The 17,442-nt window shown below is 63.6% G+C and carries 12 protein-coding genes and 2 pseudogenes; 13 read left to right on the forward strand and 1 reads right to left on the reverse strand.

What is annotated here, in order from left to right:
- The first annotated feature begins 62 nt into the window (after nt 1–62).
- The 7 genes and pseudogenes from ACHMW6_RS19655 to ACHMW6_RS19685 all read left to right on the forward strand — a co-directional run bounded on the left by ACHMW6_RS19655 (nt 63) and on the right by ACHMW6_RS19685 (nt 10,510).
- A complete protein-coding gene (locus ACHMW6_RS19655; protein WP_395399128.1) occupies nt 63–1,115 on the forward strand; it encodes a hypothetical protein in 1,053 nt (350 codons plus the stop codon).
- Nucleotides 1,004–2,146, forward strand: coding sequence for a prolyl oligopeptidase family protein (locus ACHMW6_RS19660; protein WP_395408662.1), 1,143 nt, complete (start codon nt 1,004–1,006; stop codon nt 2,144–2,146). The genes ACHMW6_RS19655 and ACHMW6_RS19660 overlap by 112 nt, the downstream gene beginning before the upstream one ends.
- Before the next feature lie 137 nt (nt 2,147–2,283).
- Nucleotides 2,284–7,173, forward strand: a pseudogene (locus tag ACHMW6_RS19665) (HAMP domain-containing protein).
- A gap of 24 nt (nt 7,174–7,197) precedes the next feature.
- A complete protein-coding gene (locus tag ACHMW6_RS19670; protein ID WP_395399130.1) occupies nt 7,198–7,596 on the forward strand; it encodes a hypothetical protein in 399 nt (132 codons plus the stop codon).
- Complete coding sequence (locus ACHMW6_RS19675; RefSeq protein ID WP_395399132.1) at nt 7,535–8,047, forward strand: CheR family methyltransferase; 513 nt, start codon at nt 7,535–7,537, stop codon at nt 8,045–8,047. The genes ACHMW6_RS19670 and ACHMW6_RS19675 overlap by 62 nt, the downstream gene beginning before the upstream one ends.
- A gap of 179 nt (nt 8,048–8,226) precedes the next feature.
- Nucleotides 8,227–8,610 (forward strand): annotated as a pseudogene (locus tag ACHMW6_RS19680) (TonB-dependent receptor plug domain-containing protein); the annotation flags it as partial.
- Between the two features lie 232 nt (nt 8,611–8,842).
- Nucleotides 8,843–10,510 (forward strand): TonB-dependent receptor, encoded by a 1,668-nt coding sequence (locus tag ACHMW6_RS19685; RefSeq protein WP_395399134.1) that lies wholly within the window; start codon nt 8,843–8,845, stop codon nt 10,508–10,510.
- Between the two features lie 107 nt (nt 10,511–10,617).
- Here the strand turns inward: ACHMW6_RS19685 and ACHMW6_RS19690 are convergent, their stop codons facing one another.
- The gene (locus tag ACHMW6_RS19690) at nt 10,618–11,553 is read right to left on the reverse strand and encodes a LysR family transcriptional regulator (RefSeq protein WP_395399136.1); all 936 of its coding nucleotides are present in this window, start codon (nt 11,551–11,553) and stop codon (nt 10,618–10,620) included.
- A gap of 164 nt (nt 11,554–11,717) precedes the next feature.
- Here ACHMW6_RS19690 and ACHMW6_RS19695 point away from each other — a divergent pair, with 164 nt between their 5' ends.
- From ACHMW6_RS19695 to ACHMW6_RS19720, 6 genes are read left to right on the forward strand one after another with little or no spacing between them, the layout of a single operon-like run.
- Nucleotides 11,718–12,584 (forward strand): alpha/beta fold hydrolase, encoded by an 867-nt coding sequence (locus ACHMW6_RS19695; protein WP_395399138.1) that lies wholly within the window; start codon nt 11,718–11,720, stop codon nt 12,582–12,584.
- A gap of 40 nt (nt 12,585–12,624) precedes the next feature.
- Complete coding sequence (locus ACHMW6_RS19700; RefSeq protein ID WP_395399140.1) at nt 12,625–13,794, forward strand: substrate-binding domain-containing protein; 1,170 nt, start codon at nt 12,625–12,627, stop codon at nt 13,792–13,794.
- Nucleotides 13,795–13,815: 21 nt separating this feature from the next.
- Complete coding sequence (locus tag ACHMW6_RS19705; RefSeq protein WP_395408663.1) at nt 13,816–14,565, forward strand: ABC transporter ATP-binding protein; 750 nt, start codon at nt 13,816–13,818, stop codon at nt 14,563–14,565.
- A complete protein-coding gene (locus tag ACHMW6_RS19710) occupies nt 14,558–15,283 on the forward strand; it encodes an ABC transporter ATP-binding protein (RefSeq protein WP_395399141.1) in 726 nt (241 codons plus the stop codon). Before ACHMW6_RS19705 ends, ACHMW6_RS19710 begins: the two co-directional genes overlap by 8 nt.
- Before the next feature lie 9 nt (nt 15,284–15,292).
- Nucleotides 15,293–16,282 (forward strand): branched-chain amino acid ABC transporter permease, encoded by a 990-nt coding sequence (locus ACHMW6_RS19715; RefSeq protein ID WP_395399143.1) that lies wholly within the window; start codon nt 15,293–15,295, stop codon nt 16,280–16,282.
- Nucleotide 16,283: 1 nt separating this feature from the next.
- Entirely contained in the window at nt 16,284–17,387 is a 1,104-nt protein-coding gene (locus ACHMW6_RS19720) for a branched-chain amino acid ABC transporter permease (RefSeq protein WP_395399145.1), read from the forward strand.
- Nucleotides 17,388–17,442: the final 55 nt, after the last annotated feature.

The raw sequence follows: 17,442 nt of genomic DNA on the forward strand, positions 1-17,442 counted from the left end.
CGCTGAGTGCAAATTGGCAAGATTGGTGTACAGTACACACTCTGAATCGCGAAGGAGAAAGCATGCGTTCGTACCGAAAACTGGCCGGCGGCATGGTACTGGGACTGGCGGCTTTGGGCCAGGCCCACGCCCAGAAAACAGACCCCTATCAGTGGCTGGAAGACGTGAGCGGCGAAAAGCCGATGGCCTGGGTGAAGGAGCAGAACGCAATCGCGTTGAAGGAGTTGCAAACGCGGCCCGAATACCCGGCCGTCAACGCTCGCCTGCGCACCATCCTCAATTCCAAGGAGCGCATTCCCTTCGTCGCCAAACATGGCGACTACCTGTACAACTTCTGGCGCGACGCCGATCACGCGCGCGGCATCTGGCGCCGCACCACCATGCAGCAGTACCAGAAGCCGGAGCCCGAATGGGAAACCGTGATCGACCTGGACAAGCTGGCCGCCGATGAAAAGGAAAACTGGGTGTGGCATGGTGCGCACTGCATGTATCCGAAGGGCGACCGCTGCCTGATTTCGCTGTCGCGCGGCGGCGGCGATGCGCACGTGGTGCGCGAGTTCGACACCACCACGCGCAGCTTCGTCAAGGATGGCTTTACGCTGGCCGAAGCGAAAAGCGATATCGGCTGGATCGACAACGACACCATCTTTGTTTCCACCGATTTCGGCGAAGGCTCGCTGACCACGTCCGGCTATCCGCGCATCGTGAAGGAATGGAAGCGCGGCACACCACTCGCCTCCGCGCGCACCTTGTACGAAGCAAAGCCGGAGGATCTTGGCGTGGGCGCCTACAAGGATTTCACGCCCGAATACGACCACCAGTTCATCTCGCGTCAGATCGGCTTCTACAGCAGTGAACTCTTCCTGCGCGAAGGCGACAAGCTGACGAAGATCGACAAGCCGGACGACGCCACCGCCTACACCGTGCGCGACCAGGTGATCGTCGAATTGCGTTCGGACTGGACGTGGGCGGCCAGCGCTACCCGCAAGGCGCCCTGCTGGCCATGGACTTCCGCAAATTCCTGGCCGGCGAGCGCCAGTTCGAAGTGCTGTTCACGCCCACGCCCACCACTTCGCTGGACGGCGTGGCCGCCACGAAGGCCAGCCTGTTGCTGAACGTTCTCGATAATGTAAAGAACCGCCTGGTCGAATACACGCGCGCCGATGGCAAGTGGATACAGCGCACGGTCAACGCGCCCGCTTTCGGCACGCTGGAAGTGCATTCGGTGGATGCCATCGCTTCCGACGACTACTTCCTCACCGTGACCGATTTCCTGAATCCGACCACGATGTACCTGGCCCACAGCGGCAGCGACGAGCGCAGCGCGCTGAAGTCCCTGCCCGGCTTCTTCGACGCCAGGCCTTACACGGTGAAGCAGTTCCAGGCTACGTCCAGGGATGGCACGCAGGTGCCCTACTTCGTGGTCATGAACAAGGAAGCCAAATTAAACGGCAAGAACCCCACGGTGCTGTATGGCTACGGCGGCTTTGAAGTATCCATGAAGCCCTTCTACAGCGGGACCACGGGCGAGGCCTGGCTGAAGCAAGGCGGAGTATACGTGCTGGCGAATATCCGCGGCGGCGGCGAGTTCGGCCCGCGCTGGCACCAGGCGGCGCTGAAGGAAAACCGCCAGAAGGCTTTCGACGATTTCATAGCCGTGGCCCAGGACCTGATCAAGCGCAAAGTGAGCAGCCCGCGCCACCTCGGCATCATGGGCGGCTCCAACGGCGGCCTGCTGGTGGGCGCGGCGCTGACGCAGCGGCCGGACCTGTTCAACGCTGTCGTGTGCCAGGTGCCACTGCTGGACATGCAGCGCTACAGCAAGCTGCTGGCCGGGGCGTCGTGGATGGGCGAATACGGCAATCCGGACGATCCGAAGCAATGGGCCTATATCAGCAAATACTCGCCCTACCAGAACGTGTTCCAGGACAAGCACTATCCGCGCGTGCTGTTCACGACCTCCACGCGCGACGACCGTGTCCACCCGGGCCATGCGCGCAAGATGGTAGCCAAAATGCAGGCGCAGGGGCATGATGTCCTGTACTGGGAAAACACGGAAGGCGGCCACGCCGGCGCGGCAAATAACGACCAACAGGCACAAATGTGGGCCCTGACTTATACCTTCCTGTTACAACAGCTGAAATAAAACAACACCCTGTGCAAACGTGCGCAGGGCGTACTTGAATTGTTTTAGGCTTGTTCGGCTAAACTACACAAAATTGCCTTACTGACACTTTTGTTAACTTCGCGGCGCCCAACCCGGTATAAAGAAGGATCCCGCAAATGAACGATATGACCGAACTGCCAGAAGAGTTGGATCTGCGCCTGATCCTCTCGACTCTGATGGCACTCAAGAAGGGGCGATTTCTCCGCCCGCATGCCCTCCGACTGGACGGGCGTCTCCGGCAAGATCGCCGACACCCTCAACGAAATCATCGAAAACAATGAACGCATCGTGAAAGCGGTGACGGACGTGAGCCGCGTGGTAGGCCGCGAAGGCCGCCTGACGCAGCGCGCAGCAGTACCGAATGTGTCCGGTGGCTGGCAGACGATCATCAGCTCCGTCAACACGCTGATCGATGACCTGGTGCGCCCTACCACCGAGATGGCGCGCGTGATCGGCGCCGTGGCAAAGGGCGACCTGTCCCAGACCATGGCGTTGGAAGTGGACGGCCACCCGCTGAAGGGCCAGTACCTGCGCGCGGCAATGACGGCGAACACGATGGTGGAACAGCTGTTGTCCTTCTCCTCCGAGGTGACGCGCGTGGCGCGCGAAGTGGGTACCGAGGGCAAACTGGGCGGCCAGGCGCAGGTGAAGGGCGTGGCGGGCACGTGGAAGGACTTGACCGACTCCGTGAACTCGATGGCGGGCAACCTGACATCGCAGGTGCGTAATATCGCAGAGGTGACGACCGCGGTGGCGAACGGCGACTTGTCCAAGAAGATTACCGTGGACGTGCGCGGCGAGATCCTGCAGCTGAAGGACACCATCAACGTGATGGTGGACCAGCTGCGTTCCTTCGCATCGGAAGTGACCCGCGTGGCGCGCGAGGTGGGTACCGAGGGCAAGCTGGGCGGCCAGGCATATGTGCCGGGCGTGGGCGGCACCTGGAAGGACTTGACCGACAACGTGAACTTCATGGCGTCCAACCTGACGGGCCAGGTGCGTAACATCGCGGCGGTGACGACCGCGGTGGCAAACGGCGACCTGTCCAAGAAGATTACCGTGGACGTGAAGGGCGAGATTCTGGAACTGAAAAACACCATCAACGTGATGGTGGACCAGCTTTCCTCCTTCGCATCGGAAGTGACGCGTGTGGCGCGCGAGGTGGGTACCGAGGGCAAGCTGGGCGGCCAGGCGCAGGTGAAGGGCGTGGCCGGTACGTGGAAGGACTTGACCGATTCCGTGAACTCGATGGCAGGTAACCTGACCGGCCAGGTGCGTAACATCGCGGAGGTGACCACCGCCGTGGCGAACGGCGACTTGTCCAAGAAGATTACCGTGGACGTGAAGGGCGAGATCCTCGAACTGAAGAACACCATCAACGTGATGGTGGACCAGCTGAACTCATTCGCATCGGAAGTGACGCGTGTGGCGCGTGAGGTGGGTACCGAGGGCAAGCTGGGCGGCCAGGCAAACGTGCCGGGCGTTGCGGGTACCTGGAAGGACTTGACCGATGGCGTGAACTCGATGGCGGGTAACCTGACGGGCCAGGTGCGTAATATCGCGGAGGTGACCACCGCCGTGGCAAACGGCGACCTGTCGAAGAAGATCACCGTGGACGTGAAGGGTGAGATTCTCGAACTGAAAAACACCATTAACGTGATGGTGGACCAGTTGTCCTCCTTCGCGTCGGAGGTGACGCGTGTGGCGCGTGAGGTGGGTACCGAAGGTAAGCTGGGCGGCCAGGCGTATGTGCCGGGCGTCGGCGGCACCTGGAAGGACTTGACCGACAACGTGAACTTCATGGCGTCCAACCTGACGGGCCAGGTGCGTAATATCGCGGCCGTGACCACCGCCGTGGCGCGCGGCGACCTGTCCAAGAAGATTACCGTGGACGTGAAGGGCGAGATCCTGGAACTAAAAGACACCATCAACGTGATGGTGGACCAGCTGTCGTCCTTCGCATCGGAAGTGACCCGTGTGGCGCGTGAGGTGGGTACCGAGGGTAAGCTGGGCGGGCAGGCAAACGTGTCCGGTGTGGCGGGTACGTGGAAGGACTTGACCGAGAACGTGAACCAGCTGGCGGCAAACCTGACCAACCAGGTGCGAGCCATTGCGGAGGTGGCGACCGCCGTGACGCGCGGTGACTTGTCCCGTTCCATCCAGGTGGAAGCGCGCGGCGAGGTGTCCTACCTGAAGGACAACATCAATGAGATGATCCGCAACCTGAAGGAAACCACGCAGAAGAACGCGCAGCAGGACTGGCTGAAGACCAACCTGGCGCGCTTCACGCGACTGCTGCAAGGCCAGCGCGACCTGCAGGCGGTGACCAAGCTGATTCTGTCCGAGCTGGCGCCGCTGGTGTCCGCTCACCACGGTGTGTTCTACATGATGGACTCGCAGACTGCCGACGCGCGCCTGCGCATGATCGCCAGCTACGGCTACCGTTCGTCGCGCAAGCTGCCGACCTCCTTCCTGCCGGGCGAAGGCCTGGTGGGCCAGTGCGCGCTGGAGAAGGTGCGTATCTGGCTGACCGACGTGCCGCGCGATTACATCGTGGTGAGCTCAGGCCTGGGCGCCGCGCCGCCGACCAATATCGTCGTGCTGCCTATCCTGTTCGAACAGCAGGTGAAGGCGGTGATCGAGATCGCGTCGCTGGACCGCTTTACGGAAACCCACCTGTCCTTCCTCGACCAGCTGATGGAATCGATCGGCGTGGTGCTGAACACCATCGAGGCGAACAGCCGTACCGAATCGCTGCTGACCCAGTCCCAGTCGCTGGCGCAGGAGCTGCAGCAGACCAACCAGGAGCTGGCGGAGAAGGCGCGCCTGCTGTCCGAGCAGAACATCGAGGTTGAACGCAAGAACCGCGAAGTGGAACAGGCGAAACTGGCGCTGGAAGAAAAGGCGACCCAGCTGGCCCTGTCCTCCAAGTACAAGTCCGAGTTCCTGGCGAATATGTCGCACGAGCTGCGTACGCCGCTGAATTCCCTGCTGATCCTGGCGCAGCAGCTGGGCGACAACCCGGAAGGCAACCTGTCGTCCAAGCAGGTGGAATTCGCCAAGACCATCCACGGCTCGGGCTCCGACCTGCTGACGCTGATTAACGACATCCTGGACCTGTCCAAGATCGAATCCGGTACCGTCACGCTGGACGTGTCGGAGTACCGCTTCGCCAACCTGCGCAGCTATGTGGACCGTACCTTCCGCCACATGGCCGAAGCCAAGCACCTCGGCTTCACGGTGGACCTGGGCGAGAACCTGCCTACTTCCCTGATGACGGACGTGACGCGCCTGCAGCAGGTGCTGAAAAACCTGCTGTCCAACGCCTTCAAGTTCACCAACCACGGCCAGGTGTCCCTGGTCATCGGCACGGTGACCGCCGGCTGGAGCAGCGACCACCCGAACCTGGCGCATGCCGATGCCGTGCTGTCCTTCGCTGTCAGCGACACGGGCGTGGGTATCGCGTCCGACAAGCTGCAACTGATCTTCGAGGCATTCCAGCAGGCCGACGGTTCCACCGCACGTAAATACGGCGGTACGGGCCTGGGCCTGTCGATTTCGCGCGAACTGGCCCGTCTGCTGGGCGGCGAGATCCGCGTGGAATCGGTAGTGGGCAGCGGTTCGACCTTTACGCTGTTCCTGCCGTATAACCGCTCCGGCTTCGTATATTACGAGACCAGCCGCCAGCAGCCGCAGCGCGCGCCTGCCCTGCCGCAGCCGCCCAAGGTGATCTATTCGCCGGCGCAGGAAGCCGAGTCGGCGCCCGCTGCCGGATATGCGGAATCCGACGAATCCTACGGCACCACACTCGACGACCGCAACATCACAACGCCCGGCGACCCGTCGGTGCTGATCATCGAAGACGATGAACGTTTCGCCAAAGTGGTGCTGGACTTCGCCCGCGAGAAGAACTTCAAGGGCATCGTCACGCACCAGGGCGATTCGGCCCTGAGCCTGGCGCGCGACTATCTGCCGTCCGCCATCCTGCTCGACCTCGACCTGCCGGACATCGACGGCTTCACGGTGCTGGACCGCCTGAAGCGCGATCCGAGCACGCGCCATATTCCGGTGCATGTGATGTCCAGCATGCGCGAGCGGGAACGCGCCCTGCGCTGCGGCGCCATCTCCTACCTGAACAAACCGGTCAGCAAGGAAGCGCTGAACGAAGAGTTCATGCGCATCCAGCGCTTCCTGATGGGCGGCAAGCGCAGCCTGCTTGTGGTGGATGACGAAGAGGCGCAGCGCGATTCCATCGTCAGCCTGATCGGCGATACGGACGTGGACATCACGGCCGTCGGCACGGGCGAGGAAGCCCTGGCGGCGCTGCACAATAGCCGCTTCGACTGCATGGTGCTGGACCTGACCCTGCCCGACATCACCGGTTTCGACCTGCTGGACATCATCGGCAAGGATACCAAGCTGCGCGACCTGCCAATCGTGATCAACACGGCCAAGGACCTGAACCGCAAGGAAGTGACAAAGCTGAAGCGCTACGCCAAGACCATCGTCATGAAGGATGCGCGCTCGCCGGAACGCCTGCTGGATGAAACGGCGCTGTTCCTGCACCGTTCGCAGGCCAGCCTGCCGGAGGCCCAGCGCCGCATGCTGGAGGAAGTGCACGCGGCCGATGGCGGCCTGGCGGGCCGCAAGGTGCTGATCGTCGACGATGACCTGCGCATATCTTCGCGCTGTCCACGCTGCTGGAGCGCCAGAAGATGCAGGTGTCGTTCGCCGAGAACGGCCGCGACGGCATCGAGGTGCTGGAGCGAGATCCTACGATCGAGATCGTCCTGATGGACATCATGATGCCGGAGATGGACGGCTACGACACGATGCGCGCGATCCGCCGCATTCCGAAGTTCCGTTCGCTGCCCATCATCACGCTGACGGCGAAGGCCATGAAAGGCGACCGCGACAAATGTATTGCTGCGGGCGCATCGGACTACATCACCAAGCCGGTGGACGTGGCGCAGCTGTTGTCGCTGATGCGCGTCTGGCTGCATTGACGGACTGTCTTGATGGCGGGAGATATGGGAGCGATAGACCGGCTGCGGCGCAGCACAGCGCCCGAACTCGAAGAGCTGGAACTGGAACTGCTGCTGGAAGGGATGGTCCGCCGCTATGGCCACGACTTCCGCATGCACGAACGGAGCCAGCTCAAACGCAGGCTGTATGCGCTGATGCAGCAGCGCGGCCTGCGCACGCTGTCGCAGCTGCTGGACCGGGTGCTGCACGACCCGGCCACCTGCAGCGCGCTGCTGCGCAGCCTCTCCGTGCCGACCGCCACCCTGTTCGATGATCCGGCTGAAGCCGTGCTGCTGCGCGAAGCGGCGCAGGCCAGCCTGCTGCGCCACCGCCCTGCCGCGCGTGTGGCTGGCCGATTGCGCCGGCGCCGGCCAGGCGTGGACGCTGGCCATCATCCTGCATGAACTGGGACTGCTGGCGCGCACCGAAATCCACGCCACCGTGTCCAACGATGAACTGCTGAACGAAGCAGCCGACGCATCGCTGCCGGCCGAGGCGCTGGCAGCGGCGCAGCAGCATTATGTGCAGGCCGGCGGCAAGGGCGAGTTGTCCGACTACTTCACGATCCACGACGGGCGCGCCGTGCTGCTGCCGGCCATGCGCTGCCGCATCAGCTGGGCGCAGTACAACCTGGTGACGGACGCCTCCTTCAATGAATTCCAGATGATCGCCTGCCAGCGCGCCATGCCCGCCTTCGGACCGCTGCTGCGGGCGCGCGTACTCAATCTCTTCCACGAGAGCCTGTCCCTGTTCGGCGTGCTCGGCATCGACCGCAAGCTCGATGACACCGACGAACTGGCCAGGGACTATCAGTTGCTCATCCCGCCCCACCCCTGGTACAAGCGCCTGTATTGATGGCGCTGTGCGCGGCGCCGCAGCCTCGCGGCGTCCATGTGCAATTTTGCACAACGTTCGTGCATGCCCACGTCTTTAACTGGATTGTCAAACGGTGCACACTCGCCGGAAAACAACCATAGGAGACTTTGATGCAGACTCGGAAGTTCGTGCTGAAGCGTTCCGTCGCCGTCGTGATGATGGCCCTGCCCGGCTTTTCGGCGGGCCTGGCGCAAGCCCAGACCGCAGCTGGCGAAACAGCCACCGGCGACATCGACAGGGTGGTCGTGACGGCACGCCGCCGCGAGGAACTGATCCAGGATGTGCCGGGCTCAGTGACCGCGCTGTCCGGCGCGCAGCTGGAGAAGCTGGCCCTGCCCGACATCACGGCGCTGACTGACATCGTCCCCAACACCACGCTGAAGGCTTCGCGCGGCACCAACACCACGCTGACCGCCTTCATCCGCGGCATCGGCCAGCAGGACCCGGTGGCCGGCTATGAACAGGGTGTGGGCATCTACCTGGACGATGTCTATCTCGCCCGTCCGCAAGGTGCGCTGACCGATATCTACGACCTGGAACGCATCGAAGTGCTGCGCGGCCCGCAGGGCACGTTGTATGGCCGCAACACGATCGGCGGCGCCGTGAAGTATGTGACGCGCAAGCTCTCCAACAAGCCGACGCTGGACGCCAAGCTGACCTTTGGTAACTACAGCACGCGCGACCTGGTGGTCAAAGCCAGCTCGCCAGTTCTCCGATTCCTTCCGCATCGGCGCTACGCTGGCCACCTTCAACCGCGATGGCTTCGGCAAGAATGTGCTGAATGGCCGCGAAAACTACGACAAGGATGTGAAGGCCGGCCGAATAACGGCCGAATTCACGCCGAACGCCGACCTGTTCGTGCGCTTCGCGGCCGACCGCACGGAAGACGATACCCAGCCCAAGCAGGGCTACCGCCTGACGCCGGGCCCGGCCCCGGCCAATATCCAGCCGCTGGCTGGCGACTACGATACGCGCGCCAACCTGTACAAGGTGAATGGGCGCGAGCAGTCCGTCATTACCAAAGGCGCGTCGCTGCTGGTCGAGTACAACATCTCGCCGGTACTGGCCTTCAAGTCCATCACGGCCCACCGCTCCTCGGAATCGATCGCGCCGATCGACTTCGACTCGCTGGAAACCCCGCTGTTCGAAGCGCCGGCCATTTATAGGGACAAGCAGGACAGCCAGGAATTCCAGCTGACCTATACCGGCGACAAAATCCAGGGCGTGGCCGGCGTGTTCTGGATGAAGACCAATGCCTTCAATGAATTCGACGTGCTGTACAACGCGGCGGGCGGCCTGTCGCTGTACACGCTGGACGATATCGATTCGAAGAACTGGGCCGTGTTCGCGGACGCCAGCTACAACGTCACGCCGACCTTCAACGTCAACGTGGGCGGCCGTTATACCCGCGACGAACGCGAGGCGCGTATCTTCAAGCGAACCTACCTGGGCCTGGCGGGCTCGCCGACCCTGGGCAATCCCGCCGCCGTCGGCCTGCCAGCCAACACGGACCTGGGCAAGGGTGACCTGAACCGCACCGACTCGAAATTCACGCCCAAGCTGGGCTTCGGCTGGAGGTTCGCGCCGGAGCATAATCTGTACGGCACTTATTCGTCCGGCTTCAAGGGCGGCATGTACGATCCGCGCATGGACCTGGCGGCGACCGGCGGCCCGAATACCCCGGCCTCGCTGGAAAAGCGCCGCGGCGTCGATCCCGAGGAAGTGGACTCGGTCGAACTGGGCGTGAAGTCGTCGATGAACGGCGGACGCCTGCAGACCAATGCGGCGATCTTCTACACCGACTACAAGAATGTGCAGATCCCCGGCTCGATCCCGACCTTCGGCGCGAACGGCCAGGTGAACGGTTTCGCGGGCACGCTGACCAACGCCGGCAAGGCCAAGATCAAGGGCCTGGAACTGGAAGCCATCGCGCGCGTGACGGATGCCTTCACCCTGAGCGGCATGCTGAGCTACATCGATGCCGAGTACAAGGAATGGATGGTCGCCAGCGGCGCGAACCTGGTGAATATCGCGAGCAGCGCGGAATTCCAGAACACGCCGAAGAAGTCCGGCAGCGTCACGGCGGGCTACGACTGGCCGCTGGCTCTGGGCGGCAAGGGCGGTACGCTGTCTTTCGCCGGCACGCTATCGTACAAGAGCAAGGTGTACCAGGCCGAGATCATCCGGCCCAGCGGCGTGGCCTCGCTCGATCCGCTGGTGGCGCAGAACCAGATGCTGGCACAGGGCGGGTTCTCGCTGTGGGATGCGGGCATGGTGTGGACCAGCTCCGACCGCCGCCTCCAGGCCGGCCTGCACGTGCGCAATATCAACGACAAGCGGTATAAGGTGGCGGGGTATGCGTTCGGCGGGTTCTTCAACACCGTAACCACGTATTACGGCGATCCGCGGACCGTGAAGGCGACGTTGGCGTACAAGTTTTAGGCCGCGTGGGCGGCGGATCAATGATCCGCCCTACAGCCCCTTCGGGGCCCAAACAATGAATCGGCCGGGGTGCGTAGGGCGGGATCATTGATCCGCCGTGCGTCCCGTCACGCGGCCTTCGCGGGGGCCGCGGGCGCGTCGGCCGGCATCCCAAACAATTCCGGCCGCGCATCCGCGAAATCGCGCAACAGATTCCACACCGCGCGCACGCGCGGCAATCGGTACAGATCCACAGGCGCCACCAGCCAATACGCCCGTTCCGCAAACACCTCATCCTGCAGCACCGGCACCAGCCGCCCATCATTCGGCACCGCGTAAGGCGGGGCCATAAAGAGCCCCAGCCCCGCCGCGGCCGCCTCCGCCTGCGCCATCATCCCCGTACAGCACAAGCGCCGCCTCGGCACCACGCCCAATTCATCGATGAAGTTCAGCTCATTGGACGCCAGCCGGTCCTGCACATAATCGACAAAATCATGCCCCTCCAGGTCCGCGCGCGAGCGGATCGGCGCATGCCGCTCCAGATACGAACGCGAAGCGTACAAGGTAAGGCGGAAGGACGCCAGGCGCGTCATCATGTAGCGTCCCGTATTGGGCGGGTCCAGCGTCACGCCCAGGTCCGCCTCGCGGTTGGCCAGGTTGGCAAAGCGCGGCTGCACCAGCAAGTCCACCGAAAGATCCGGCTGGTCCTGCAGGAAGCGCGCCAGCAAGGGCGTGATCACGCGCACGCCCAGCACCTCCGGCACGCCCAGGCGCACCACGCCGCGCACCGCCACGTCATTGCCGCTCAACTGGTCCTGTGCAGCCAGGACGGCCGCCTCCATCGATTCCGCGTGCGGCAGGACCGCCTGTCCCATCTCGGTCAGCTCATAGCCCTCACGTGAGCGGTCGAACAGGGTCGCGCCCAGCTGCTGTTCCAGCCGGTCGATGCGGCGCGCCACCGTGGTGTGCTCGACTTCCAGGCGCCGCGAAGCGCCGGACAAAGTGCCGGAGCGGGCCAGCTCCAGGAAGAAACGCAGGTCGGTCCATTCAGGGAGGGATTTCATATTGCGCAATTGTGCATCAATGCACATTGTAATGACAATATTTTTACGCCCGGTCCGTGGCGGCTGTGCAAAATTGCACACGCATTGGGCGCTGCCGTCTCTTCAAAGCGGCCGGCAAATCCCGCACACTGCGCCAACCTAATCATGCGGAGGGCTTGCGCCACATGTATTCCAACATCAGCTTCCACAGCAGCGACGGACTGCGCCTGTATGCGCGCGACTACGCAGGCAGCGGCGGCGAAGCGCGCCTGCCGGTGATCTGCATCCACGGCCTCACGCGCAACTCGGCGGACTTCGAAGACGTGGCGCCATGGATCGCGTCGCAAGGCCGCCGCGTGCTGGCCGTGGACGTGCGCGGCCGCGGCAACTCGGAATACGACAAGAACCCCGACCGCTACCACCCGATGGTGTACGCGAACGACGTGGCCAAGCTGGCTCACGATCTCGGCATCGCGCGCGCCGTCTTCATCGGCACCTCGATGGGCGGCATCATCACCATGACCCTGTGCCTGCGCCATTCCAGCCTGATTGCAGCGGCGGTGCTGAACGATGTGGGCCCCACGCTGTCCACGCGTGGCCTGCAGCGCATCGCATCCTATGCGGGCCGTGGCGGCGAGCTGACCACATGGGCCGAAGCGGCAGACTACATGGCCGGCATCAACCGCCCTGCCTTCCCGGACAATAGCGACGACGAATGGCAACGCTGGGCGCGCCGCGCCTTCGCCGAAACAGAGAATGGCAAGCTGCGCCCGCGTTACGACGCCAATATAGCGCTGCCGATTCGCAACCAGAAATTAAAAGCGGATTCCTTCGCCGCGCGCATGGCTTTCCGCCGCCTGGCGCGCAAGCGTCCCACGCTGCTGATACGCGGCGCGCTGTCCGACCTGATCGAGCCGGAACAGGCAGCCGCCATGCGCGCCGCTGCGCCGAATATGCTGTACGCGGAGGTGCCCGGCGTGGGCCACGCGCCGATGCTCAGCGAACCGGCCGCGCAGGATGCGCTGCGCGCCTTCCTCGCGCAGGTGGATTGAACTATAGTTGTGGCACAAAAAAAACACAGACGGAGACTTCATGAAGAAACTACTGCCCATCGTGCTGGCGCTCGCACCGCTGTTCGCCGCCGCCCAGGACCTCAAGGTCGCCCTCATCGCCGGCAAGACCGGCATCCTCGAACCGTATGCGAAGGAAACCGAGACCGGCTTCATGATGGGCCTCGAATATCTCACCGGCGGCAAGATGGAAATCAATGGCCGCAAGCTGAAGGTTATCGTGAAGGATGACCAGAGCAAGCCTGACCTGGGCCGCGCCATGCTGGCCGAAGCCTATGGCGACGACAAGGTCGATATCGCCGTCGGCACTTCCTCCTCCGGCTCCGCCATCGCCATGCTGCCGGTGGCCGCAGAATACAAGAAGGTACTGGTCGTGGAACCAGCCGTGGCGGACGCGATCACGGCCGAGAAGTGGAACCGCTATGTGTTCCGCACCGCGCGCAGCTCCATGCAGGATGGCCTGGCCGCGGCGACCACGCTGAAGTCCGGCAGCGTGGGCTTCCTGGCCCAGGACTACGCCTTCGGCAAGGACGCCATCAAGGCCGGCAAGGAGGCGCTGGCCGCAACAGGCAGCAAGGCCAAGGTGGTGGCCGAAGAATACGCGCCGCAGAACGCAACCGACTTCACCGCGCCGGCCCAGCGCCTGTTCGATGCGCTGAAGGACAAGCCCCAGCCGCGGGTGCTGGCCATTGTGTGGGCCGGCCCCAATCCGCTGAACAAGATCGCGGACATGAAGCCCGAGCGCTACGGCATCGCCCTCGCCCCCGGCGGCAACATCCTGCCCGTGCTCAAGACGTGGAAGGCGTACGCGGGTACGGAAGGCACGATCTATTACTACTACGACTTCCCGAAGAACAATATGAACGACTGGCTGGTGGCCGAGCACATGAAGCGCTTCAAGGCCCCGCCTGACATGTTCACCGCCGGCGGCTTTACCGCGGCCAGCGCCGTCGTCACCGCACTGCAAAAAGCCGGCGGCGGCAACACGGACAAGCTGATCGCCGCGATGGAAGGCATGGAGTTCGATACGCCCAAGGGCAGGATGAACTTCCGCAAGGAAGACCACCAGGCCATGCAGCCGATGTACCACTTCCGCATCAAGAAGGACCAGAAGAATGAATGGGACTTGCTGGAACTGGTGCGCGAGATTCCGGCTTCCGAGCTGCCCCTGCCCATCAAGAACAAGCGCTGAACGATGGCGCTTGAGCATCCCCTGCTCGCCACGCGCGGGCTGACGATCCGTTTCGGCGGGCATGTGGCAGTGGACGGCGTTACCGCTGATTTCCACGCCGGCCAGCTGACCGTGATCGTCGGCCCCAATGGCGCGGGCAAGACCACCTATTTCAACCTGATGTCCGGCCAACTGCCCGCAACGAGCGGCCAGGTGTTGCTGCGCGGCGAGGACATCACGCGCCACGGTCCGGCCCACCGCACGCAGGCCGGTATTGGCCGCGCCTTCCAGCTGACCAATCTGTTCCCTAACCTGAGCGTGCACGAGAACGTACGGCTGGCCGTGCAGGCGCGCGCCAAAGCGGGCATGAAGCTCTGGTCGATCTGGTCCGCGCACCGCGCCCTGATCGAGCGCGCCGACCACTTTCTGGAGCGCGTGAACCTCGCATCGCGGCGCGACACAGCCGTCGCCGCCCTGCCCCACGGCGACAAGCGCAAGCTGGAAGTGGCCATCATGCTTGCGCTGGAACCTGATGTGATGATGTTCGACGAACCCACCGCAGGCATGAGCGTGGACGAAGTGCCCGTAGTGCTGGACCTGATCCGCCAGGTGAAGGAACAGCGCAACAAGGCCGTGCTGCTGGTCGAACACAAGATGGATGTGGTGCGCTCGCTGGCCGACCGCATCATCGTGCTGCACAACGGCGCCCTGGTCGCGGACGGCGAGCCGGCAGCCGTGATGTCCTCGGACATCGTGCAGGAAGCCTACCTGGGAAGCGCAAGCCATGACTGACGCACTGCTCAAGCTCTCCGGCGTGCACACGCATATCGGCGAGTATCACATCCTGCAAGGCGTCGATCTCGCGGTGCCGCGCGGCGGCCTCACGGTTCTCCTCGGCCGCAACGGCGCGGGCAAGAGCACCACGCTGCGCACCATCATGGGCCTGTGGAAGCCCAGCCGCGGCAGCATCAGCTTCAAGGGCCGTGAGATCGGCGGCATGTCCACGCCTGCTATCGCGCAGGGCGGCATCGCCTATGTGCCCGAATCGATGGCTGTGTTTTCGGCGCTGACGGTGCGCGAGAACCTCTACCTCGCGGCGCGCAGCGGGCCGATGGACACGGCCCGCCTGGAATGGATCTTCGGTTTCTTCCCGGCGCTGAAGAAGTTCTGGAACTACCCGGCGGGCAACCTGTCCGGCGGTCAGAAGCAGATGGTCGCGATTGCGCGCGCCATCATCGAGCCGCGCGAGCTGCTGTTGGTGGACGAGCCGACCAAGGGACTCGCGCCGGCCATCATCCAGAGCCTGGCCGATGCCTTCCGCCAGCTCAAGGAGAGCAATACCACTGTGCTGCTGGTCGAGCAGAACTTCAATTTCGTGCGCCGGCTGGGCGACAGCGTGGCCGTGATGGACGATGGCCGCATCGTCCACGCCGGCGCGATGGCCGAACTGGCGCAGGACCGCGCCCTGCAGGAACGCCTGCTGGGACTGGCCCTCGATTCACACCAATAAGGAGCGTCCATGAGCGACACAACGCTGCCTGCCGTCCCGCGCGATATTGCGCCGATGCTGCTGGTGCCGGCCCTGATGCTGGCCACCCTGCCCTTTGTCGGCAGCATGCCCACCTGGGCCACGCTGACCGTGGCGGGGCTGGCGATGGGGATGATGATCTTCATTATGTCCAGCGGGCTGACGCTGGTGTTCGGCCTGATGGACGTACTCAATTTTGGCCACGGCGCTTTCGTTTCCGTCGGCGCTTTTGCGGCCACGCTGGTGCTGATACCGATGCGCGGCTGGCTGGATGCCGATTCGCTGGCCGCGAACCTGGGTGCGCTGGGACTCGCCGCGCTGCTGGCGATGGCGGTGACGGCGGTGCTGGGCTGGCTTTTCGAACGCCTGATCATCATGCCCGTCTATGGACAGCACCTGAAGCAGATCCTGATCACGATGGGCGGGATGATCGTGGTCGAACAGCTGATTGGCGTGCTGTGGGGGCCGGAGCATCTGCCCATGCCGCTGCCGACGGCCTTGCGCGGCGCGCTGCTGATGGGCGACTTCGCGATCGAAAAATACCGCCTGCTGGCGGTCGTTGTTGGCCTCGTCGTGTTCGTGGCGTTGCTGCTGGTGCTGAACCGGACCAAGATCGGCCTGCTGATCCGAGCCGGCGTGGAGAATGGCGAGATGGTGGAGGCGCTGGGCTATCGCATTCGCAGGCTATTCGTGGCCGTGTTCGCGACGGGGTCCGCGCTGGCGGGGCTGGGCGGCGTGATGTGGGGGCTGTACAAGGAAACGCTGACGGCGTCGATGGGCGCGGAAGTGATTGTGATGGTGTTCATCACCGTCATTATCGGCGGCCTGGGTTCCGTCACCGGCTGCTTCATTGGCGCGCTGCTGATGGCGCTGACCACCAATTACGCGGGCTTCCTGGCGCCGAAACTGGCGCTGGTGTCCCATATCGTTCTGATGATTGCCGTGCTGCTGTGGCGCCCGGCGGGGCTGATGAGGAAATAAGATGCTGCATTCAATTCTGTCCGGCGATCTGCCGCGCAGCCGCGTGCTGGGCGGTCTGCTGGTGTTTTGCTTGCTGGGACTGGCGCTGGCGCCTTTCTTCACTTCCGGCGCGCGGCCCTTGAATACTGCGGCAACGATCTGCGTGTATATAGTGCTGGTCGCGTCCTATGACCTGCTGCTTGGCTATACGGGCATTGTGAGCTTTGCACATACGATGTTCTTCGGGATTGGCGCTTATGGCGTTGGCCTGGGCTTGTCCGGCGAGGAGGCCGGATGGGGCAGCATGGCGCTGGGACTGTGCGCCGCGCTGGCGCTGACGCTGGTGCTGGCATTGCTGATCGGCCTGTTCGCGCTGCGGGTGCGGGCCATCTTTTACGCGATGATCACGCTGGCGGTGGCGTCGGCGTTCGCGGTGCTGGCTTCGCAGCTGTCCGACTGGACCGGTGGCGAGGATGGCAAGACGTTCAGCGTGCCGGAACTGCTGTCGCCGGGCTTCCAGCTGATGGACGGAGAGCTGTTCGGTCGGTCGGTTGATGGAAAGCTGATTACTTATTACATCGTGTTTTTCGGTTGCGTGCTGCTGTTTCTGGCGCTGCTGCGGGTGGTGAACTCGCCGTTTGGGCGGGTGTTGCAGGCGATTCGCGAGAATGAGTTTCGAGCGGAGGCGCTGGGGTATCGCACGGTCGTGTATCGCATCTGGGCCAATGTAATCGGGGCGCTGGCTGCGGCGCTGGCGGGCGCGCTGCTGGCCTTGTGGCTGCGCTATGTGGGGCCGAAGACGACGCTGGGATTTGAGGTGATGACGGATATTCTGCTGATCGTCGTGATCGGCGGTATGGGGACCATGTATGGAGCGGTGCTGGGAGCGGTGCTGTTTATCCTGGCGCAGAATTATCTGAAGGTGTTGATGGGGCAGGCGTCCGAGGCGCTTGCGGGCGTGCCGGTGCTGGCGGCGGCGCTGCATCCGGATCGGTGGTTGCTGTGGCTGGGGGTTTTGTTTGTGCTTGCGATTTATTTTTTCCCGTCCGGGATTGTGGGTCGGTTGCGCAGCGGCAGGACGTTGGCCCGGCGCGCGACGGCCGGCCAGCGTCGCGTCAAGGTTTGACGTCGCCGGCGCGCATGCACGGCGGATCAATGATCCGCCCTACAGCCCCTTCGGG

Origin of the sequence: Pseudoduganella sp. UC29_106 (assembly GCF_044055365.1) — a bacterium.
Lineage (GTDB): Bacteria > Pseudomonadota > Gammaproteobacteria > Burkholderiales > Burkholderiaceae_D > Rugamonas.